At 37.8% G+C, this 17,515-nt stretch carries 20 protein-coding genes and 5 tRNA genes; 8 read left to right on the forward strand and 17 right to left on the reverse strand.

The window, feature by feature from the left end; translation table 11 throughout:
* Genes rplD through rpsJ form a run of 3 tightly spaced genes read right to left on the reverse strand, consistent with a single transcriptional unit; the run spans nucleotide 1 to nucleotide 1,512 of the window.
* Entirely contained in the window at nucleotides 1-615 is a 615-nt protein-coding gene (gene rplD, locus PF026_RS07055; RefSeq protein WP_270861116.1) for a 50S ribosomal protein L4, read from the reverse strand.
* Complete coding sequence (gene rplC, locus PF026_RS07060; protein WP_270861115.1) at nucleotides 612-1,190, reverse strand: 50S ribosomal protein L3; 579 nt, start codon at nucleotides 1,188-1,190, stop codon at nucleotides 612-614. The genes rplD and rplC overlap by 4 nt, the downstream gene beginning before the upstream one ends.
* A 10-nt stretch (nucleotides 1,191-1,200) precedes the next feature.
* Complete coding sequence (rpsJ, locus tag PF026_RS07065; protein ID WP_270861114.1) at nucleotides 1,201-1,512, reverse strand: 30S ribosomal protein S10; 312 nt, start codon at nucleotides 1,510-1,512, stop codon at nucleotides 1,201-1,203.
* Between the two features lie 235 nt (nucleotides 1,513-1,747).
* On the opposite strand from rpsJ, the gene PF026_RS07070 reads away from it, so the two are divergent.
* A complete protein-coding gene (locus PF026_RS07070; protein ID WP_270864060.1) occupies nucleotides 1,748-2,914 on the forward strand; it encodes an AAA family ATPase in 1,167 nt (388 codons plus the stop codon).
* On the opposite strand, the gene PF026_RS07075 is transcribed toward PF026_RS07070, so the two are convergent.
* From PF026_RS07075 to PF026_RS07085, 3 genes are all read right to left on the reverse strand, one after another.
* Complete coding sequence (locus PF026_RS07075; RefSeq protein WP_270864061.1) at nucleotides 2,915-3,514, reverse strand: hypothetical protein; 600 nt, start codon at nucleotides 3,512-3,514, stop codon at nucleotides 2,915-2,917.
* 127 nt (nucleotides 3,515-3,641) lie between these two features.
* The gene (locus PF026_RS07080; protein ID WP_270864062.1) at nucleotides 3,642-4,274 is read right to left on the reverse strand and encodes a M15 family metallopeptidase; all 633 of its coding nucleotides are present in this window, start codon (nucleotides 4,272-4,274) and stop codon (nucleotides 3,642-3,644) included.
* A gap of 299 nt (nucleotides 4,275-4,573) precedes the next feature.
* Nucleotides 4,574-5,164 carry a ribonuclease HII gene (locus PF026_RS07085; RefSeq protein WP_270864063.1) on the reverse strand — a complete coding sequence of 197 codons (591 nt, stop codon included), beginning with the start codon at nucleotides 5,162-5,164 and terminating at the stop codon, nucleotides 4,574-4,576.
* A 100-nt stretch (nucleotides 5,165-5,264) separates the two neighbouring features.
* Between PF026_RS07085 and PF026_RS07090 the strand changes: the two genes are divergently transcribed.
* A complete protein-coding gene (locus tag PF026_RS07090) occupies nucleotides 5,265-6,257 on the forward strand; it encodes a DUF475 domain-containing protein (protein WP_270864064.1) in 993 nt (330 codons plus the stop codon).
* Between the two features lie 14 nt (nucleotides 6,258-6,271).
* Here the strand turns inward: PF026_RS07090 and PF026_RS07095 are convergent, their stop codons facing one another.
* From PF026_RS07095 to PF026_RS07115, 5 genes are all read right to left on the reverse strand, one after another.
* The gene (locus PF026_RS07095; protein WP_270864065.1) at nucleotides 6,272-7,201 is read right to left on the reverse strand and encodes an NYN domain-containing protein; all 930 of its coding nucleotides are present in this window, start codon (nucleotides 7,199-7,201) and stop codon (nucleotides 6,272-6,274) included.
* A 240-nt stretch (nucleotides 7,202-7,441) separates the two neighbouring features.
* Nucleotides 7,442-8,587 carry an iron-containing alcohol dehydrogenase gene (locus PF026_RS07100; RefSeq protein WP_270864066.1) on the reverse strand — a complete coding sequence of 382 codons (1,146 nt, stop codon included), beginning with the start codon at nucleotides 8,585-8,587 and terminating at the stop codon, nucleotides 7,442-7,444.
* A gap of 527 nt (nucleotides 8,588-9,114) precedes the next feature.
* The gene (thyX, locus tag PF026_RS07105; protein ID WP_270864067.1) at nucleotides 9,115-9,732 is read right to left on the reverse strand and encodes an FAD-dependent thymidylate synthase; all 618 of its coding nucleotides are present in this window, start codon (nucleotides 9,730-9,732) and stop codon (nucleotides 9,115-9,117) included.
* A 9-nt stretch (nucleotides 9,733-9,741) separates the two neighbouring features.
* Nucleotides 9,742-11,034: a Na+/H+ antiporter family protein gene (locus tag PF026_RS07110; RefSeq protein ID WP_270861104.1), complete on the reverse strand. Its 1,293-nt coding sequence runs from the start codon at nucleotides 11,032-11,034 to the stop codon at nucleotides 9,742-9,744.
* A 150-nt stretch (nucleotides 11,035-11,184) separates the two neighbouring features.
* Nucleotides 11,185-11,260, reverse strand: a tRNA-Ala gene (locus tag PF026_RS07115).
* 206 nt (nucleotides 11,261-11,466) lie between these two features.
* On the opposite strand from PF026_RS07115, the gene PF026_RS07120 reads away from it, so the two are divergent.
* The 5 genes from PF026_RS07120 (at nucleotide 11,467) to PF026_RS07140 (ending at nucleotide 12,032) form a co-directional block, all read left to right on the forward strand.
* A tRNA-Gly gene (locus tag PF026_RS07120) sits at nucleotides 11,467-11,541 on the forward strand.
* A 29-nt stretch (nucleotides 11,542-11,570) separates the two neighbouring features.
* Nucleotides 11,571-11,660, forward strand: a tRNA-Leu gene (locus tag PF026_RS07125).
* Nucleotides 11,661-11,681: 21 nt separating this feature from the next.
* Nucleotides 11,682-11,755: transfer RNA gene (locus tag PF026_RS07130), tRNA-Cys, on the forward strand.
* 19 nt (nucleotides 11,756-11,774) lie between these two features.
* Nucleotides 11,775-11,930: a hypothetical protein gene (locus PF026_RS07135; protein WP_270864068.1), complete on the forward strand. Its 156-nt coding sequence runs from the start codon at nucleotides 11,775-11,777 to the stop codon at nucleotides 11,928-11,930.
* 14 nt (nucleotides 11,931-11,944) lie between these two features.
* Nucleotides 11,945-12,032, forward strand: a tRNA-Ser gene (locus tag PF026_RS07140).
* Nucleotides 12,033-12,076: 44 nt separating this feature from the next.
* Here the strand turns inward: PF026_RS07140 and PF026_RS07145 are convergent.
* The 5 genes from PF026_RS07145 to PF026_RS07165 all read right to left on the reverse strand — a co-directional run bounded on the left by PF026_RS07145 (nucleotide 12,077) and on the right by PF026_RS07165 (nucleotide 15,728).
* Nucleotides 12,077-12,481 (reverse strand): cyclophilin-like fold protein, encoded by a 405-nt coding sequence (locus PF026_RS07145; protein ID WP_270864069.1) that lies wholly within the window; start codon nucleotides 12,479-12,481, stop codon nucleotides 12,077-12,079.
* Between the two features lie 57 nt (nucleotides 12,482-12,538).
* Nucleotides 12,539-13,498 carry an alpha/beta hydrolase gene (locus PF026_RS07150; RefSeq protein ID WP_270864204.1) on the reverse strand — a complete coding sequence of 320 codons (960 nt, stop codon included), beginning with the start codon at nucleotides 13,496-13,498 and terminating at the stop codon, nucleotides 12,539-12,541.
* A 220-nt stretch (nucleotides 13,499-13,718) separates the two neighbouring features.
* The gene (locus PF026_RS07155) at nucleotides 13,719-14,384 is read right to left on the reverse strand and encodes a flavodoxin family protein (RefSeq protein ID WP_270864070.1); all 666 of its coding nucleotides are present in this window, start codon (nucleotides 14,382-14,384) and stop codon (nucleotides 13,719-13,721) included.
* A 79-nt stretch (nucleotides 14,385-14,463) separates the two neighbouring features.
* Nucleotides 14,464-14,736 (reverse strand): hypothetical protein, encoded by a 273-nt coding sequence (locus tag PF026_RS07160; protein ID WP_270864071.1) that lies wholly within the window; start codon nucleotides 14,734-14,736, stop codon nucleotides 14,464-14,466.
* A gap of 20 nt (nucleotides 14,737-14,756) precedes the next feature.
* Nucleotides 14,757-15,728, reverse strand: coding sequence for an aldo/keto reductase (locus PF026_RS07165; protein WP_306558754.1), 972 nt, complete (start codon nucleotides 15,726-15,728; stop codon nucleotides 14,757-14,759).
* Between the two features lie 254 nt (nucleotides 15,729-15,982).
* Between PF026_RS07165 and PF026_RS07170 the strand changes: the two genes are divergently transcribed.
* Entirely contained in the window at nucleotides 15,983-16,447 is a 465-nt protein-coding gene (locus PF026_RS07170; RefSeq protein WP_270864072.1) for a hypothetical protein, read from the forward strand.
* A gap of 52 nt (nucleotides 16,448-16,499) precedes the next feature.
* On the opposite strand, the gene PF026_RS07175 is transcribed toward PF026_RS07170, so the two are convergent.
* Complete coding sequence (locus PF026_RS07175; protein WP_270864073.1) at nucleotides 16,500-17,501, reverse strand: aldo/keto reductase; 1,002 nt, start codon at nucleotides 17,499-17,501, stop codon at nucleotides 16,500-16,502.
* Nucleotides 17,502-17,515: the final 14 nt, after the last annotated feature.

Below are 17,515 nucleotides of genomic sequence, written 5' to 3' on the forward strand. Positions count from 1 at the left end.
TTAGCCCTCTTTCACTATTGAATCTAGTGCCGCTTTTTCAACGATAACCGCACTATAAACCGCAACCAAATAAGCATTGATTTCACTAGCGTCGATAACATAGCAGTTTGCTAGGTTTCTATAAGCTAGTAAAGTTTTGCTATCTAGTTCGTTTTTAACTATTAAAGCATCTCTTACGCCTAGTTTTTTGATAAATTCACTAGCGTCTTTTGTTTTTCCGCTTGAAATTTCTAGGCTATCTGTAACGAAAAATTTGCCGTTTTCAGCTTTTTCGTTAAGTGCAAATTCAAGAGCCAATCTTTTTTGTTTTTTATTGACTTTTTGCTCATAGTTTCTATCTGTCGTAGGACCAAATGCAACAGCTCCGCCAACCCAAACATTTGTTCTTGTTGAACCTGCTCTTGCGCCGCCTCTACCTTTTTGTCTCCAAGGTTTTTTACCGCCTCCGCTGACTTCTGAACGACCTTTGGTTTGTGCCGTATTTGCACGAAGTGAAGCAAGGTAAGATTTTACATAAAGGTATAAATTGTGCGGATTGACTTCTGCATATTTTGCAGGAAGTTCGATTTCGCTTGCTTTTTCTAATTTTTCATTAAGAACACTTACTTTGCTCATTTTACTATCCTTATTCTGCCCATTGCGCCGTTAAATCCCGGAACTGAACCTTTTACGACTAAGATTTTGTTTTCGGCATCGAAGCTAACGATTTCATTTTTTACGGTGATTTTTTCATTTCCCGTATGTCCTGCCATTTTCATGCCTGGTTGAACGCGTCCTGGCCATTCGCAGTTACCGATAGATCCGTGTCTTCTGTGGAAACGGCTACCGTGTGATTTAGGACCGCCTGAAAATCCGTGTCGTTTCATAACGCCTTGATAACCTTTACCTTTTGAAGTAAAGCTTGTTTTTATAATTTTTGCACCCGCTAAAACTTCCAAATTTTGATCGCCAACTTCTGCATTTTCTACGCAGATAGTAGCAAATTTGTTAAATTCTTTGCTTAGGTTGTATTTTTTTTGCTGACCGGCGATTGCTTTATTGTAAGCTTTGCCGTTAGCATAAGCAACGATTGCTTTTCCGCCTTCGCAAACTTCGCAAACTTTTGTGTTGATAAGTTTCAAAAGCGTTACGGGAGTGCTGCTTCTGCTGATAGTTCTACTCATACCTATTTTTTCTACGATATATTCCATCACTTACCCCTTATTTTCCCATCGCGCGCACTTCGACATTAACCTCAGGAGCTAAGTCAAGTTTTGTTAGCGAATCTACCGTATCAGGCGTAGCTGCTACGATATCTAGCATACGAGCGTGAATTTTCATCTCAAACTGCTCTCTCGAATCTTTGTTAATGTGTGGAGATTTTAAGACTGTGTAGCGTTTGATTTTTGTAGGCATCGGAACCGGACCTCTCACATCGGCACCCGTTCTTTTGACAGCTTCTACGATTGCTGCAACTGTGCGATCTAAAACCCTATGGTCATAAGCTTTTAGCTTTAACCTGATTTTTTGCATCTTTTTTCCTTTAAAAAGAACTTGTCGCAAACGCGCGACCTTTTGTTTGTAACAAAAGACTGCGATTATATAAAATATAGCCCAAATTTGTCAAGAATTTGTATAAATTTAGTAGATTTCTTTCCTTATTAAAAGGAAAAATTTGCATATTTAACTATTTTTTTCAAAATTTATAAATTTTGATGAATTTATAAATTTTTATTTCCTTTTAAAAAGGAAAATAATATAATTTTTTATGCAAAATTTAAAATATTTTTACGAAAATCCGCCGGAAGTGCAAAAATTTATACCACGCAAAAAAGGGGTAAATTCGCCAAAAACGATACTTTTTGGTTGTGTGGGAAGCGGGAAAAGCTATATCTTAGCTGAGTATATTTTAAATTTCAAAAAAGATGAATTTTTGTATATAAATTTTGCTGATTTGCGTTACAAATTTACACGCTTAAACACTGAATTTGATAAAATTTTTGAATTTTTAGAAAAAAATTCGCAAATTGGGGCACTTTTTTTGGATAATTTAGACGAATTTAGCGAAAATGAAATTTTACATTTGCAAAATTTACTAAATTTGGTTTTTTCAAATTCGTTGCCAAATTCGTCGCCAAATTCGCCACAAAGTATCGTAAATTTGCGAAGCGTAGTAATTTCTACGCGAAAAAATAGCCTAAATTTACAAGGTTTTACAAAGGTAAAAATAACGCCGCTTTGCTTTGAAGAATTTATCGCCTTTGATAAACGAAGAACCGACATAAACGCCATTATTTCGGCATTTTTTTTGCAAGGCGGGACACCAAAAAACTCATTTTTAAATGGTAGCGAAATCATGTCATCTGAGCAAAATGCCTTAAAATCGGCACTAAATAAAAATGAAATCGCCGTTTTAAAAGAGTGCTGCGAATTTATCGCTCAGCCATTTAGCGCAAATAAAATTTATCTTAGCCTAAAAGAGCAAATTCGCATTTCAAAGGACAGCATTTACGGGTGCGTGGCGAAATTTGAAGATGAAAATTTTGTAAATTTTGTAAGCAAATTTGGCGATGAAAAGGCGGCAAAAAGGCTGTTTTTGTCGAATTTTAACCTAAAAGACGCGCTTAGCTTTAAAAAAGATTTTTCCAAAAAATTTATAAATGCGATTTTTTGCGAAATCGCAAATTTAAATGAGCCGATTTTTTACACGAAAGATTTGGATTTTTATCTACCAAGCAGGAATTTAGGGGTCTTAGCAATCCCGTTTAGCGCAAGTGAGATTGTGTTTTTAAAATTTAAAAAACTCATCGGCGAACTTAAACGGCTTAAAATCACCCGTTTAAGCGTAATTTCAATGGCGAATTCCGGCACTCTTGAAATCGAAGGGATCAAGTGCGAGGTCGTGCCGTTTCCGCAGTTCGCACTTGGACTTTGATTATTTTGCGATAATTTTGCCTTTTTTATCGCCGCTTGAAAGCTCATAAGTGTTTGGATTGAATTCTTTATCCTTAAAGGTAAGCTCACAAATTTCCGTTTTTTTATAAATGTTTGCCACTACTTCATTTTTATTTTCTACTACAAACGACGCACACTCGACGCCAAAAAGCTCTATTTGTGGATTTTTTTGTGTCATATCATTGACATTTTGGGCAAATTCGCCGTGCATAGTATAATAATCCATCAAATCTGCAAAAATATCCTTAAAATCACTAACTGCTTTTTTCGACAAAGTATCTGTTTGCTCAACCACGCTTTTTGCGTTTTTACACTCAATTTGCTTTTTCTCGGACATTGTATCAAGTGTCTTACATTTTTTGACCGTATTTACTGCAAAAGTATAATTATTAGCAAAATAATGCTCCGTCATAGGGCTACCGAGAAAATCGCTTAACCAAAAAATTAAATAACCTATCGCAATAATCGGTAAAATTCGCTTGACAAAAATTGCTTTATAATAAACAAAAAGCTCCGGAAACATCAATCCAAGAAGAACTATAAAAACCACAAGAACAATCACTAAACCCAATATGTTCATATTGCACCCTTCTATTTATAATGAAGTATTATATCATTTTTTTGTCTCACTGAAAGTTTTAGGAAATTGTGAGAAAAATTCGCAAATTTTGCCAGAATTTACAAATTTAAATTTGAAATTTTTTGCCTTATTTGGCATTCAAATCAACATATTCTTCTAGCGTTAAATTGTTATCCATTATCTCTTTCGCTGCATTTTTGCCGACATATCTAATGTGCCAATTTTCAAATTTATAACCAGTGATCTGCTCTTTGCCTTTTGGAAAACGCACGATAAAGCCGTATTTATGGGCGTTTTCTTCTAGCCATTTATAGTTTTCATCGCTAAGCCTTGCGTTTTTAAGTGCCATATTTTTTAAATCAATCGCTAAGCCCGTTTGATGCTCTGAATATCCCGGTCTTGCCGAGTAAGTATCGGCTGCTTTTACGCCGTCTTTTTTGACATATTTATCGTAAAGCGTTTTTTGAAAATTTTGATCTCTAAATGCGGTTGTAGGCATTAGTTTTATCCCGATTTCGTTTTTTGCCGCCGTTTGTAGAACTAAAAAATCATCTTTTAAAATGCTTCTTATAGGCACTTTGTTTCCATACGCTCCGTCTATATATATCAAATCACTAGGCTTATAATCTTTTGGGAGATAGTTAAATTTATTCACGACCACCAACAGGTCGTTTGGATCGCTAACTTCTTTTGTGTCTGTGTAAAATTCTTTGCCAAACGCCAAAATAGACAATAAAACGAGTAAGAGTATTTTTTTCATAACCGTCCTAAAATAAAATTTGGCTAATTTTAGCGTTTTATAGCTGAGTTTTTGAAAATTTTGAGCTATGAGCCTAAATTTTCCAAAAATCAAATAATAAATTTAAGCATTGGCGATTGCTTCGAATTTACTTCGTAAATTCTCGCAATGACAATAAAAAGTGAATTTACAAAAAAATTCAATGCAAATTAAATAACAAATGCCGACGATTTTTCGCAAGACGGGCATAAGATAAGACTTGTTTCGTCTATCGTTGCCCGTCTTGCGGAAAAGCTAGGCTGAATTCAATTGCAAAAAATCTAAAACAACGATTTTTGCGACAAAGATTTGATTTTAAAGCTTTTTCTATGACACGGCGATAAGCCAAATTTCTCAATCGCTTCGATATGCGCTTTACAGCCGTAACCTTTGTTTTTTTTAAAGCCATACTCAGGGAATTCTTTATCAAATTCTATCATTTTTTTATCTCGTGTTACCTTTGCCAAAATACTAGCCGCACTCACGGCTGACACGCTAGCATCGGCTTTTACGAGCGTTTTAAAACCACTAGCGCCAAAGGTCGTATTGCCGTCATAAATAATCTCGCAATCAAAATCTTTGAAAAATTCCACTATCGTTTCAAGTGCCGTTTTTAGGCACTTGCTAAGCCCTAGCTCATCTACTTGTGCGCTAGAAAATTCAACGATTTTATAGTGAGAATTTGCCGTGATTTCTTTAAAAAGCTCGTTTCTGCGTTTTTCGCTAAGTTTTTTGCTATCATTTAATCCGTTTATTTGCTTTTTTAAAACACACCCTGCAACACAAAGCGGTCCTGCCACGCAGCCACGCCCTGCTTCGTCGATTCCGCAAATCTCAGCGTTTTTGCCTACTTCGTCGTCCCCAAAAAACACGCCATACTCCAAATTTAATCTTGCTCAATTTTACGCCAAATTTCTTTAATAAAGCTAAAATTTGCTAAAATCGCTCTTGGCAAAATTTTTGGAGCAGGTTTTGAGATATTTTTATTCATCGTTTATAATTACCATTTTTGGGCTATTTTGCGCATATTTTTTAGGTGGAGCAAGTGCCGTTTATATCTGCTTTTTGCTCTGCATTTTAGAAGTTAGCCTTAGTTTTGATAATGCCGTTGTAAATGCCAAAGTTTTAGAGCAAATGAGTGAGCTTTGGCAACGCCGTTTCATCGTATGGGGCATACCTGTGGCAGTTTTTGGTATGCGATTTTTCTTTCCGCTTTTAATAGTCGCAATCGCCGCTAAAATAGGCATTTTTGAAACTTTTTTCTTAGCTTTTCAAAACCCTGATCGCTACCACGAAATTTTAAGCGAAGCAAAAGAAGAAATTTACATTTTTGGCGGCGGATTTTTGCTAATGGTTTTTTTCAATTTCTTTTTCGATAGAGAACGAAATGTCTTTTGGTTGGGCTTTTTAGAAAACAACGCCCTTGTGCGAAATTTAAGCCGAATTCGCGGAATTTCAGTTTTAATCGCCGCTATTTTTGGCGGAATTTTGTATGCAAAAACGGCAAATTTGACATATTTGGCGATTTATTTTAGTGCGATTTTTGCCTTTGTGGCAGTTTCATCTTTTGATAAATTTTTTAGCAAAGGTGCCGTAAAAAACGGCGTTGCAGGCTTTTTATACCTTGAAATGTTGGATGCCAGTTTTAGTTTTGACGGCGTTATCGGGGCGTTTGCATTAAGCGAAAACATTTTTATCATTATGATTGGGCTTGGAAGCGGAGCGATGTTTGTGCGAAGTATGACGATTTATCTTGTTAAAAAAGGCACACTTACCGAGCTAATCTACCTTGAACACGGCGCACATTACGCTATTTTAGCCCTTGCCGTGATAATGTTTTTGAAAATTTTCTACGAAGTGGGCGAAATCCTAACCGGCACGATAAGTTTTGCTTTGATTGCGTTATCGCTTTTTGCGTCGCTGAAATATCGAAAAAGCAGTTTAAAAAATTTACAAGGCGACTAATTCGCCTTGTAAATTCAGTTCAAATTTAGCTTGATTTTGTCGTCTTTCATTTCGGCATTATAAAGCTTTTGAAGTGCTTTGTGGAGCGTTAAACCATATTCTGTATAATCCCATTTTTCTTTGACGACTTTATCGAGTTTATCATCGATTTTTATCCAGCCGTTTTGGTCTTTAAAATCGCTTGGCAACTCGCGTAAAAGTGCATATAGCTTACCAAGTGGGATTTTACGACAAAACATACGACTTTGTTCATCGACCTTAAACTGTAAATTTCCAAGATTTTTTAACATATTTGAAATTTTTGCATATCCGTAGCTTCGTGGGTCAAAATCGGGGTTTATGCCGTTTATATAATTGCTAATTCCGCTAACATACGCCCAGCCCATTTCATCGCTTTTGGCTTTGATTGCACTAAAAAGTAGAGTTTTGATACCTCCGTCAAGGACTTGTTGGGTAGTAGGCAGGTTTTTTTGTGTTTGTGAATTTGCCGCTGCGTTATCATCTTCGCCTAAATTTTCAACATAGATAAATTGATTACACGCCTTGATTAGGGCTTTTGGGGTCTGTTTTTTGCCAAAACCATAAACCATTTTTCCGCTTTGACGCAACCTAGATACTAGCGGCGTAAAGTCGCTGTCGCTACTAATGATACAAAATCCGTCCAGCGAAGTCTCGTGGAGCAGGTCGATAGCGTCAATGATAAGTTGCATATCGGTGGCGTTTTTGCCCTTTGTGTAGGCGAATTGTTGAATCGGCACAATCGCAAAATCAAGCAGTTTTTCCTTCCACGATTTTAAGCCGTCGCTCGTCCAGTCGCCGTAAATTCGCTTGACATTTGCGGTGCCAAATTTGGCGATTTCTTCAAAAAGCTCTTCAACTTTTTCCGCACTTGCGTTATCGCCGTCGATTAAAACGGCAAGTTTCCTATTTTCAATGATTTCCATAAAAAACCTTTCCGCAGTTTTGCTTTGCAAATTTCTTTGAATTTTAGCAAAATTTTAATTTAAAATTCGCAAATTTTTAGAAAAAAGTTTTCTCTTTTTTCTAAAAATTTGCCACATTGAGCGTGCAGGGGTTGGGGGTTGTTAAGGGGGAAGGGGGCGCTTCGCAAGTCAGCCCACTTCCCCCTTAAAAGAAATTTCTGATTATTTAATTTTAAATTCAGATAATTTTATAAATTGCACTTATTTCGCCATTTCAAAAATTTTGGCTAAATTTTCTTTTGTGTAAATCTCGCTTCCGCCCCACGAATTCGTGTAAGAATTTGCTAAATTTATGATTTCATCTAAATTTGAATTATCTATGCCGACTTGTGAAAGTTTTGTCGGGGTGCCGATTTTTTCAAACCACGCTTTGAGTGCGTTTATGCCGTCATCAGCAGAATTTAGCCCAAAAATCTCTTTTGCAAATCGCTCAAATGCATTCAAATTTCGTTCTTTGTAAAATTTCATCCACGCCGGCATTACTACGCTCAGACCCGCTCCGTGTGGGCAGTCAGTTACTGCGCTAATGGCGTGTTCTATCATGTGATTTGGATAAGAATATCCGCTAATGCCGACATAGGTTAGTCCATTAAGCGCCATTGTCGCAGCCCACGCAAAATCGCCCCTAGCTTCGTAGTTTTCAGGCTCTTTTAGCAAAATTTCAGTCGTTTTCATAACGGTTTTTATATTTGCTTCTATGTAGGCTCTAATTAGCTCAGGGTGGGCACTTGCAGTAAAATAGCCTTCGATAGAGTGCGCGATGATGTCGCTTGCTGAATAAACTAAATACTCTTTACTCACGGTTGCTTGAAGCTCAGGATTTATGACTGATACTTTTGGATACAAAGCCACGCCGTCACAGCCAAATTTTTCTTTGGTTTCTTCGTTTGTAACTACGCCGCCGCGGTTCATCTCTGAACCGGTTGCTGCCAAAGTGATAATATCAAAAATCATCAACGCCCTATCGGCACTTTTATTTACGAAAAAATCCCACACATCGCCGTCATAAACTGCACCCGCTGCGATTGCTTTACAGCTATCTAACACGCTTCCGCCGCCGATTGCTAGCACGCTGTCAGCTTTAAATTCTTTTGCGATTTTTACGCCTTCTCGCACCTTTGTTAGCACAGGATTGCTTTTTACACCGCCAAGCTCGGTAAATTCGATACCATTAGCTTTTAGCGAATTTATCGCCACTTCAAAAAGACCGCTTTTTTTAACGCGATCGCTTCCATAAACCACAAGCGTTCTTTTTGCGCCAAACTCGCTCATATACGAGCCTATGTTTTTTTCTTTGCCTTTGCCAAATTCGATTTTGGTCGGATTATAAAAACTAAAATCTTGCATAACTTCTCCTTGCGTTTAAATTTGTGAAATTTTAGCAAATTTATACCTAAACTTGATAGAACAATTCTCCAAATTTATTGCCTAATTCTACAAATTTGTTTTGGTCTAAATTTCTCATTGCGAAAGAGTGAAGCGAACGAAGTAATCTAGAAATTTCAAATTTAACCATTGGCGATTGCCACGAATTTTGCTAACGCAAAATTCTCGCAATGACAAATCTAACAAATTTACAAAAATAATTCAACCTAAATTTGAACTGCGTATGCCGACGATTTTACATAATTTTAAAAAATATTCAAGACAGAGTAGGCGTAGTAAGATGCAAATTTAGGTAATTTCAAGCGAAGTTACCCTATCGTTAATAAGTGCAGAAACTATCAAAAAATTTATTAAAATTTCTTTCAATCCGAATTTGGATTACGAATGCCGACGATTTTTCACAAACGGGGCAAAAGATAAGACTTATTTCGTCTATCGTTGCCCCATTTGTGGAAAAGCTAGGCTGGTTTCAACTTCAAATCCAACCCCTACTCCCTATTTAGGCAGTTTTCAAATATAAATTTATGCTCATCAGGCAACGCTTCATATATCAAATTCGCTAAATTTCTTATCTCCCACAATGCCGATTTGCTCGTGCGAAGAGAGAGAAAATTCTGCAAACTTCGTGCGTTTATACTCCATGAAAGCTCCGTTTTATAGCACTCAGGTAGGCAGTATTTTGCAATATCAAGGCTAATAGGCGTTTGCAAAATTTGGCGTAAATTTTCAAGTGCTAAAATTCCGGCGTTATCGACTATTTCGTTGCCTGTTAGCACTATATAGCGAGAAGCGTTTTCAAAATCTCCCCGCTTAAATTCACTCTCGTTTTTTAGCTCTTTTAGCGTGTAGCGGGTCGATTTAACTGATAAATTTGCCATGCGGTGACGGGCTAGTTCTTGCAACAATGCCCTTGAAATGCCCTTTAAATAAAAATTGTAACTCAAATGTTCAAGCGTGGAAGCGTGTTTAAATTTATTCCCTACTCTATCGATTAGCTCTATGTCTTTTTCGCCACCATTATCGCCTTTATCGAAACTTTGCCAACAAGTGCGTATCGCATTAGAACAAACCCAAAGTGGTGTAAAATTTAAAAGCTTTACTTCCATTTTCACTCCTTATAAAAACATTGCAAAAACCACGCCAAAGACGATTAACGGGATATTAAAAAACAAAAATGTCGGCACACAAGTATCATAAATGTGATTGTGCTGTCCGTCTGCATTTAGACCAGCCGTTGGACCTAGTGTGCTATCACTAGCAGGGCTTCCGGCATCGCCAATTCCTGCTGCTATGCCGATAATCAAAATCGTCGCAGCCGCACTAAAACCAAGCTCTAATGCCAAAGGACAATAAATCGTTGCGATTATCGGAATTGTTCCGAAACTGCTTCCTATGCCCATTGTGATGACTAAACCTATCAAAATCATAAGCAAAACGCCACCGAATTTGCCACCGCTTAGTCCGGCAGCAAAATTTACTAGCTCGGCAATCCCGCCTGTGGCTTTTATAACCGCACCATAACCTGCCGCAACAAGCATAACAAAAGCGATATAGCCCATCATAACAATGCCGTCTTGAAAAGTTTTATCAAGATTTTTATAAACTATTCCGCCCGTTACTATCATAACGATAATGCCCACAAGCGCAGCAAGCGGCATAGAACCGCTTATTAGCTGGATTGCAAATGATACGATAATGCCAAGCAAAACGCCTATTTCTTGGCGACCAAATTTAAGATTTTCAAATTTTTCATCAACTTGCGTTGCGATTTCTTGATATTCGCGTGGCTTTCGATAAACAAAAATCGCCAAAATAAGCCCAAAAAGCATAGGAATCGCCGTTAGCCACATAACAGAGCTTATGTCGCTCAAATTCACAGCTATGCCGTTTTCAGTCATATTTTTTTGGATTAGTCCAAAAAATATCAAACCAAAACCAAGCGGAAGTGCCATATACGGCGTTTGTAACGCAAAGGTCAAAGCACACGCCACGGCTCTTCTATCGATTTTTAGCAAATTCATAACTTTTAGCAAAGGCGGTATCAAAATCGGAATAAAAGCGATATGAACAGGGACTAAATTTTGTGAAAAGCACGAAAAAAAGGCAATCGAAGCGATGAAAAGGTATTTTTTGTTTGAGATTACACTTGAAACCTTATTTACCAAAATCGCCGTCAAATTCGTCCTTGCGATCGCACTTGCGATAACGCCCAAAAGCACATAAGAAAGCGCAGTTTCAAGGTTTCCGCCCATACCGTCGATAAAAAGCGAAAGCGGATTTTCAATCGCAGTGCTACTTAAAAACACAGCACACATAGCCGAAATCAAAATAGCTAACATTACATTGCAACGAAGCAAACACAGCACCATCATAATTATGATACTAAGCAACACAGGATTTGTAAGCATAGATTTTCCTCTTCATTGAATTTTAAAAATTTGATTGTTCCCAAAGCGAAAGTATATAAAAAGTTAATGAAATTTTAGCTTTAATGGAAATTTATGCGCCAAATAGGACATTTGAGTGATAAATTTTGAGTAGTTGTTTAATAAAATTAATGGTGGAGTTAAGCGGGATCGAACCGCCGACCTCTTGAATGCCATTCAAGCGCTCTCCCAGCTGAGCTATAACCCCAAAAGCGATTAAATAATAATTCCGTAATTTTACAATTTTTTTCTTATGTTATTTTGAAATTTGACGGAGTATCGCAAAAAATTTGTCAAATTTGGCTAAATTTAGCCAAATTTATCGTCAAAAATTCACAAATTTAACCAAAATTTGCAAAATAAAATAAATTTTTAAGCTTATATTGGATAATATTTCAATTCACTTTAATGTTTGCGGGAATAGCTCAGTGGTAGAGCGCGACCTTGCCATGGTCGATGTCGCGAGTTCGACTCTCGTTTCCCGCTCCATTTGTTTTTTAATTTTGTTTATAAGCGTTGCCCGGATGGCGGAATTGGTAGACGCAAGGGACTTAAAATCCCTCGGAATTTTTTCTTCCGTGCCGGTTCAAGTCCGGCTCCGGGCACCATAAGGTTTAAGTTTAGTGCATGGCGACATGGCCAAGTGGTAAGGCAGAAGCCTGCAAAGCTTTTACCCCCGGTTCGAATCCGGGTGTCGCCTCCAAGTTTTTAAAGGAGAGAAAATGCGTTATTTAGCTATGATTTTTGTATCGTTACTATTTTTTGCGGGTTGCTCAAATACTTGGCATGGTGTTAAAGAAGACACAAACAACGCTTATCAATGGTCCAAAGACAAGGTTCATGACGGAGCCGAGTGGGTCGGAGAAAAAACAAAATAACTTTGTTAAATTTTCGGGAGATGGCTGAGCGGTCGAAAGCGGCGGTCTTGAAAACCGTTGAGGTGAAAGCCTCCTGGGGTTCGAATCCCTATCTCCCGGCCACTTTTTTTAAATTTTTCCACATTTTTGTTTAAAATTAAAGTTTGCTATTTCGCTTTTTGGATTAAAATTTTCTCGCATTTTATGATTTCATCAAAACCGCTTTCGAATTTGCCAAGATTGATCAGTCCGTCGTAGTAGGGTTGCGCTTTGTAAAATAGCACCAAATTTCCCCACGGCGAGAAATAGCCTAAATCGCCAACTTTGCCGTCCGAGCTGGGATCACCAGCAAAATTTAGTCGCACGGGTAAATCCGCGATTTTTTCTCGCCCTGCGTAGTCTTTCAAGTTTAGCGTTAATGGCAAATTTTCATAAAAACTCTTTGCCGCGCTAGTATCGTTTAAAATCGCCACTGCACGGACATTTTCACAGCTAAATTCTACTCTCATCTCGCCTCCAAATGCCAAATTTAACCATAAAATTATGGCAAAAAATAGTTTAAAAACTCTCATTTTTATCCTTTCAAAAATTTGGCAAATTTGAGCTAAATTTGCCAAATTTAAGAGAAATTATTTCAAATTTGCCTTGAAAAATTCTTCAAATTTATCAAACGGAATTTTTTTATCATATAAATCCGTGTGGCTAGCTCCAGAAACGATAAAAAGCTCTTTGTTTTTGCTTCCAAGCTCCTTAAATGCGTCTTCGCTAAAATAGCGCGAATGAGCAATCTCGCCGTGAGCTAGTAAAACAGGCGCCCTAAGCTCGTTAGCGTAGGTTAAAATTTTATCGCTCATACGCGCTAACGCGTCTGTGTTGCTCCACGCATTTTGCGAATTTATCGAGCGTTTGTGATAGCCGCGATCTGTGCGGTAATAATCTCTATATTCACGCAAAAATAGCGCGTCGCTATCTTTTACGCCTGAAAGCCCGTTTGCCCCATAACTTGTTTTGCCGTTTTCAAAGTCCGTCCAGCGTTGCAAATTTAGAGCTTTTTTGGCTTCATACCTAGCATTTTCATTTACGCTGTCGTTGTATCCTTTTGCCGTAACGCGTGTCATATCATACATCGTGGTTGCCACGACAGCTTTTATGCGAGTATCGCTGATAGCAGCATTTAGAGCAAATCCGCCCCAGCCACAAATTCCGATAATGCCGATTTTTTCTCTATCGACGAAGTCTTGCACACCTAGATAATCCACGGCCGCGCTAAAATCTTCTGTGTTTATATCAGGGCTTGAAATGTCGCGCACATCGCCGCCGCTCTCGCCTGTGAAACTGCCGTCAAAGGCTAGTGTTACAAATCCCCGCTCGGCTAGGGTTTGCGCGTGAAGTCCGCTAGATTGCTCTTTGACTGCGCCATAAGGGCCAGAAATGGCGATTGCAGGGAGTTTGCCGTTCATATTTTTTGGAGTGTATAAATCCGCAACGATTACAATTCCGTAGCGGTTTTTGAAAGCTACTTTTTTGTGATCAACTTTTTCGCTTTTGGCAAAAACTTTGTCCCAGTCGCTTGTTACATTTTTTGGCATATCCGCTTCGCCTTTGGCGACCAAACTTGTCGCTAAAATCGTACCTAACGCCAATGAACTTAATGCCTTTTTCATCTTTTCTCCTTGATTAAAAATAAATTTTTTACAAGGAAATTTTATCTAAAATGAAAAAAATCAACTAGAACAATTCTCCAAATTTATTGCCTAATTCTACAAATTATAAAAATTTAATATAATTTTTTAATTTCTAGTGTAAATTTTACAACTCCATTTGCGTAAGTCTTTTGCCAAGCTCAAACGCATTATCTAAATCTATCGGAAACTGCGTATCTCGCACCATTTTTTTGTGCGGTTCGCTAAACATATTGCAATCATACTTCGAATAGTCCTTAAACTGGTAAGTATCGCACACCAAAAGCGTCTCGCAGTGTCCATAGACCATTTTTAGCCCGAGCTCGTTTCCGCTCCACATCGCTTCCATGTTATGCTGCGCGATCTGCTCCTTTGTCGCGTTCATCGTATAAATTAGCCCGACTGGGATTTTTTTCTTCAAATTCATTATGTAATTGCCGTTTTCATCTAGCATATACGATCCGCCGGCAAAAAGCATACGCTCTAAGAGGTTTCTAAACATGCCGGTTGGATAAAAATCATAAATCGGAGAGCCGATTATTAGGGCATCGGCGTTGATTATTTTTTCTAAAATTTCTCTTGCTCCGTCTTTTACGGCGCAAAGTTCGCCTAGACTTTTGCCCTTTCTTTTACAGGCGAAACAACTTATACAGCCCTTAAAATCTATATCGATTAAATTTATAAACTCAGTCTGTGCGCCAACGCTTTGCGCACCATTTTCGCTAGATTTTAAAACCTCAGCCGTGTTGAAATTTTTCCTTGGACTTGCGTTTATGATGATAACTTTTTTCATATTTTTTCTTAAATTTCTTGCCTAATTTTGCAAATTTTATTTTACCAAAATTCCGTTAGCATTTAGCCATGCCCTTATATCATCGCTCAAACTCGCACCGCCTGAATAATGCACCGATAGTGCATTTCCGATAGGAGAAATTTATGAAATTTTGAGCCAAATTTGATGAATTTTTTAAAATTTTGAGCCTATACCACCACGAGTTTAAAATTTGGTGAATTAAAACTATAAAAAGAGCAAAAACGCCGATATATTCGTGCGCTCTTTGCTCGGTAGATTGCGAACTCATAAGCAAAATTAACAAAAACGCCAGAAAAATGTCGGTTAGCTGTTTTTGGCTTTTTTTACTCATTTTTCGCCTCGCAAAGCCCGTTAATCAGGCAGTTTCCAGCCGTTTAGCATTTCTACTGTTTTTGGGTCTAAATGGTTGAAATCATTAAATAGCGATGTTTGCTCGTCAATATCAGCGATTGTTTGCATATCGTTTGCGTCAAGTTCGAAGTCAAAAACGCTGAAATTTTCAACCATACGCTCTTTGCGAGTGGTTTTTGGTATGACGATAATGTCAAGCTGGATAAGATAGCGCAAAATCGTTTGAGCTACCGTTTTGCCGTATTTCTCGCCGATTTTTTTCAAAATCGGGTTGTTAAACATATCGTTTCTACCCTCGCCAAAACTAGCCCAGCTTTGCACCGCTATGCCATACTTTTTGGCGATTTCGCGGTCAAATTTGCGCTGATGAAATGGATTTAGCTCGATTTGATTAACGGCGGGTTTGATTTCGTTGTTTATGGCGAAATCCACTAAGCGATCGGGATAAAAATTGCTAACGCCGATTGATTTTATGCGTCCTTCGTTTTTTAGCCTACTCATTGCGCGCCACGCCCCATAAACATCGTTGTAAGGCTGATGAAGTAAAAGCAAATCAAGATAATCTAAGCCCAGCTTTTTCATACTAGCTTCAAAACTGCGTAAAACGCCACTTTCTGTCGCGTTGCTAACCCAAATTTTAGTTGTGATAAAAAACTCTTCTCGCTTAATTCCACCTTTAATAGCCGAATTTACCGCCGCGCCCACGCCAAGCTCATTTTGATATGCCTGAGCCGTGTCGATAGAGCGGTATCCTACGCTAATGGCGTCTTCAACGCACCTTTGGGTGTCGTTTTGTGGGATTTGATACACGCCGTATCCTAAAATAGGTATTTTGTTGCCATCATTTAAAGTGATAAATTTCATAGCTTCTCCTTTTAAATTTTGCGAATTTGCATTTAAATTTAACGCACCGCCAAATAGCGCCACGCTACCCAAGATTGCAGAATTTTTTAAAAATTCTCTTCTTTGCATAAAAATCCTTTCGGCAAATTTGATGAAATTTTAGCAAATTTGAGAGCAAAATTCATAGAACAATACTCCAAATTCCTTGCCTAATCCTGCAAATTTTAATTGTTTTAAAAATTTATCTTAAATTTTATATAATTTTGAAATTAAATTCATAAAAATGGATATAAAAAAGGTTTATAATGTGGTTAAATTTGCGTAAATTTTTTGGATTTTTGGCACTTTTGCTATGTTTTATTTCATTTTTTTATGCCGTTTTTATGCAACTGAGTGGTAATTTTTTTGCGATTTTATACTATCCCATAAGTGCTATTTTCTTCCTTTTTTCTTTGTATTTTTATTTCAAACAAGATAAAAAAACCAAAAGGCAAATGGTTGGTTTTGCTTTGATTTTTGTTTTCATTGTCTTACCTTTTGTTAGTGTGAAATTTTATAATTATGCTTTTAAAGAGCCAAGCTATTTGGTGGGTGAAATAATTTTGGCTAAAAAAATCTCGAATTCAGACGGAAATATCACAAAATATCTAAAACCACAAGTTATACAAACCATAAAATCACAAAATTTAGATTATCTAAAATCACAAGGTTTTAGCGTAAATTCGCAAAGCGAACGCGCAAGTGCATTTTTTAAAGGCGTTATCAAAAGACGGAATTTTGCAATATCAATAATAATTGAAAATGACAAAGTGGAAGTCCTAGCGTTTAGTGGATACAATGCGTTATGAATTTACTTAGGCGATTTTGCCTAAGTAAATTCCTTGCCTAATCCTACAAATTTTATTTTCGCTCGATCCGCTCTGGGCCGCCTTTGTTGATAGCGCCTACCACTTTGTGCGGGACATACAGCTCTTCAAGGTATTTGATTTCACTCTCATCAAGGCTGATTTCAAGGGCTTTTACCCAGTCGTCTAAATGCTCTGTTTTGATTGCTCCTAGCACAGGACTATCCACGCCCTTAGCAAAGTGCCAAGACAAAGCGATTTGCGCCATATTTACGCCACGATTTTTTGCTATTTCATCAATCCTAGCGATGATTTTAAGGTCGCTTTCTTTAAATTCATCGTATTTTACGCGCAAAACCTTGTCTTCATTTACGCGTTTTGAATACCCGTCCCACGAAGTGTGTGCTAGATGACCGCCAGCTAGCGGACTATACGGCGCGATACTGGTGCCAAACTGCCTACACACAGGGATCAAATCTCGCTCATCTTCCCTATAAATCAGGGTATAATGGTTTTGCATAACGCTAAATTTGGTTAAATTTTCCCTTTCGGCACATAGTTGCATGTTAAAAAACTGATAACCATACATCGCACTAGCTCCAAGCGCACGGACTTTTCCAGCTTTTACTAATTCGTGCAAAGCGCTCATAGTCTCATAAATTTCGTGGTCGTAGTCGAAGCGATGTATCATATACACATCGACATAGTCCATATTTAGGCGTTTTAGTGAGCCTTCGATTTCACGCATGATTGCCGTTTTGCTTAGTTTGCCTTCGTTGAAAAATACCTTAGTTTCGATGATGACATCTTCGCGTTTAACGCCTAAATTTCGAAGCGCCTTGCCTAGATAAATCTCAGAATCGCCGTTTGTATAGACATTTGCAGTATCAAAATAATTTATGCCTAGCTCTAACGCCCTTGCGACGACCTTTTCGCAGGTTTTCTCGTCCGCCTCAGTCCAAGTAAGAAAGTTTGGATTTGGTCTGCCAAAACCCATACAACCAAGGCAAATTTGTGAAATTTTAATGTCAGTTTGCCCTAAATTTGTGTATTTCATAATTTCTCCTTTTA

The sequence above is a fragment of the Campylobacter sp. CS_NA3 genome, from assembly GCF_027797495.1.
In the GTDB taxonomy this organism is placed as follows: domain Bacteria; phylum Campylobacterota; class Campylobacteria; order Campylobacterales; family Campylobacteraceae; genus Campylobacter_B.

Bases quoted from the DNA above. Each gene is read 5' to 3' on its own strand.
- PF026_RS07095 (WP_270864065.1), bottom strand. From the start codon at position 7,201: ATGGAAATCATTGAAAATAGGAAACTTGCCGTTTTAATCGACGGCGAT.
- PF026_RS07170 (WP_270864072.1), top strand. From the start codon at position 15,983: ATGCAACTGAGTGGTAATTTTTTTGCGATTTTATACTATCCCATAAGT.
- PF026_RS07165 (WP_306558754.1), bottom strand. From the start codon at position 15,728: ATGCAAAGAAGAGAATTTTTAAAAAATTCTGCAATCTTGGGTAGCGTG.
- PF026_RS07135 (WP_270864068.1), top strand. From the start codon at position 11,775: ATGCGTTATTTAGCTATGATTTTTGTATCGTTACTATTTTTTGCGGGT.
- PF026_RS07110 (WP_270861104.1), bottom strand. From the start codon at position 11,034: ATGCTTACAAATCCTGTGTTGCTTAGTATCATAATTATGATGGTGCTG.
- PF026_RS07070 (WP_270864060.1), top strand. From the start codon at position 1,748: ATGCAAAATTTAAAATATTTTTACGAAAATCCGCCGGAAGTGCAAAAA.
- PF026_RS07160 (WP_270864071.1), bottom strand. From the start codon at position 14,736: ATGAGTAAAAAAAGCCAAAAACAGCTAACCGACATTTTTCTGGCGTTT.
- PF026_RS07080 (WP_270864062.1), bottom strand. From the start codon at position 4,274: ATGAAAAAAATACTCTTACTCGTTTTATTGTCTATTTTGGCGTTTGGC.
- PF026_RS07150 (WP_270864204.1), bottom strand. From the start codon at position 13,498: ATGCCAAAAAATGTAACAAGCGACTGGGACAAAGTTTTTGCCAAAAGC.
- rpsJ (WP_270861114.1), bottom strand. From the start codon at position 1,512: ATGCAAAAAATCAGGTTAAAGCTAAAAGCTTATGACCATAGGGTTTTA.
- PF026_RS07075 (WP_270864061.1), bottom strand. From the start codon at position 3,514: ATGAACATATTGGGTTTAGTGATTGTTCTTGTGGTTTTTATAGTTCTT.
- rplC (WP_270861115.1), bottom strand. From the start codon at position 1,190: ATGGAATATATCGTAGAAAAAATAGGTATGAGTAGAACTATCAGCAGA.
- PF026_RS07145 (WP_270864069.1), bottom strand. From the start codon at position 12,481: ATGAGAGTTTTTAAACTATTTTTTGCCATAATTTTATGGTTAAATTTG.
- PF026_RS07100 (WP_270864066.1), bottom strand. From the start codon at position 8,587: ATGCAAGATTTTAGTTTTTATAATCCGACCAAAATCGAATTTGGCAAA.
- PF026_RS07175 (WP_270864073.1), bottom strand. From the start codon at position 17,501: ATGAAATACACAAATTTAGGGCAAACTGACATTAAAATTTCACAAATT.
- thyX (WP_270864067.1), bottom strand. From the start codon at position 9,732: ATGGAAGTAAAGCTTTTAAATTTTACACCACTTTGGGTTTGTTCTAAT.
- PF026_RS07155 (WP_270864070.1), bottom strand. From the start codon at position 14,384: ATGAAAAAAGTTATCATCATAAACGCAAGTCCAAGGAAAAATTTCAAC.
- rplD (WP_270861116.1), bottom strand. From the start codon at position 615: ATGAGCAAAGTAAGTGTTCTTAATGAAAAATTAGAAAAAGCAAGCGAA.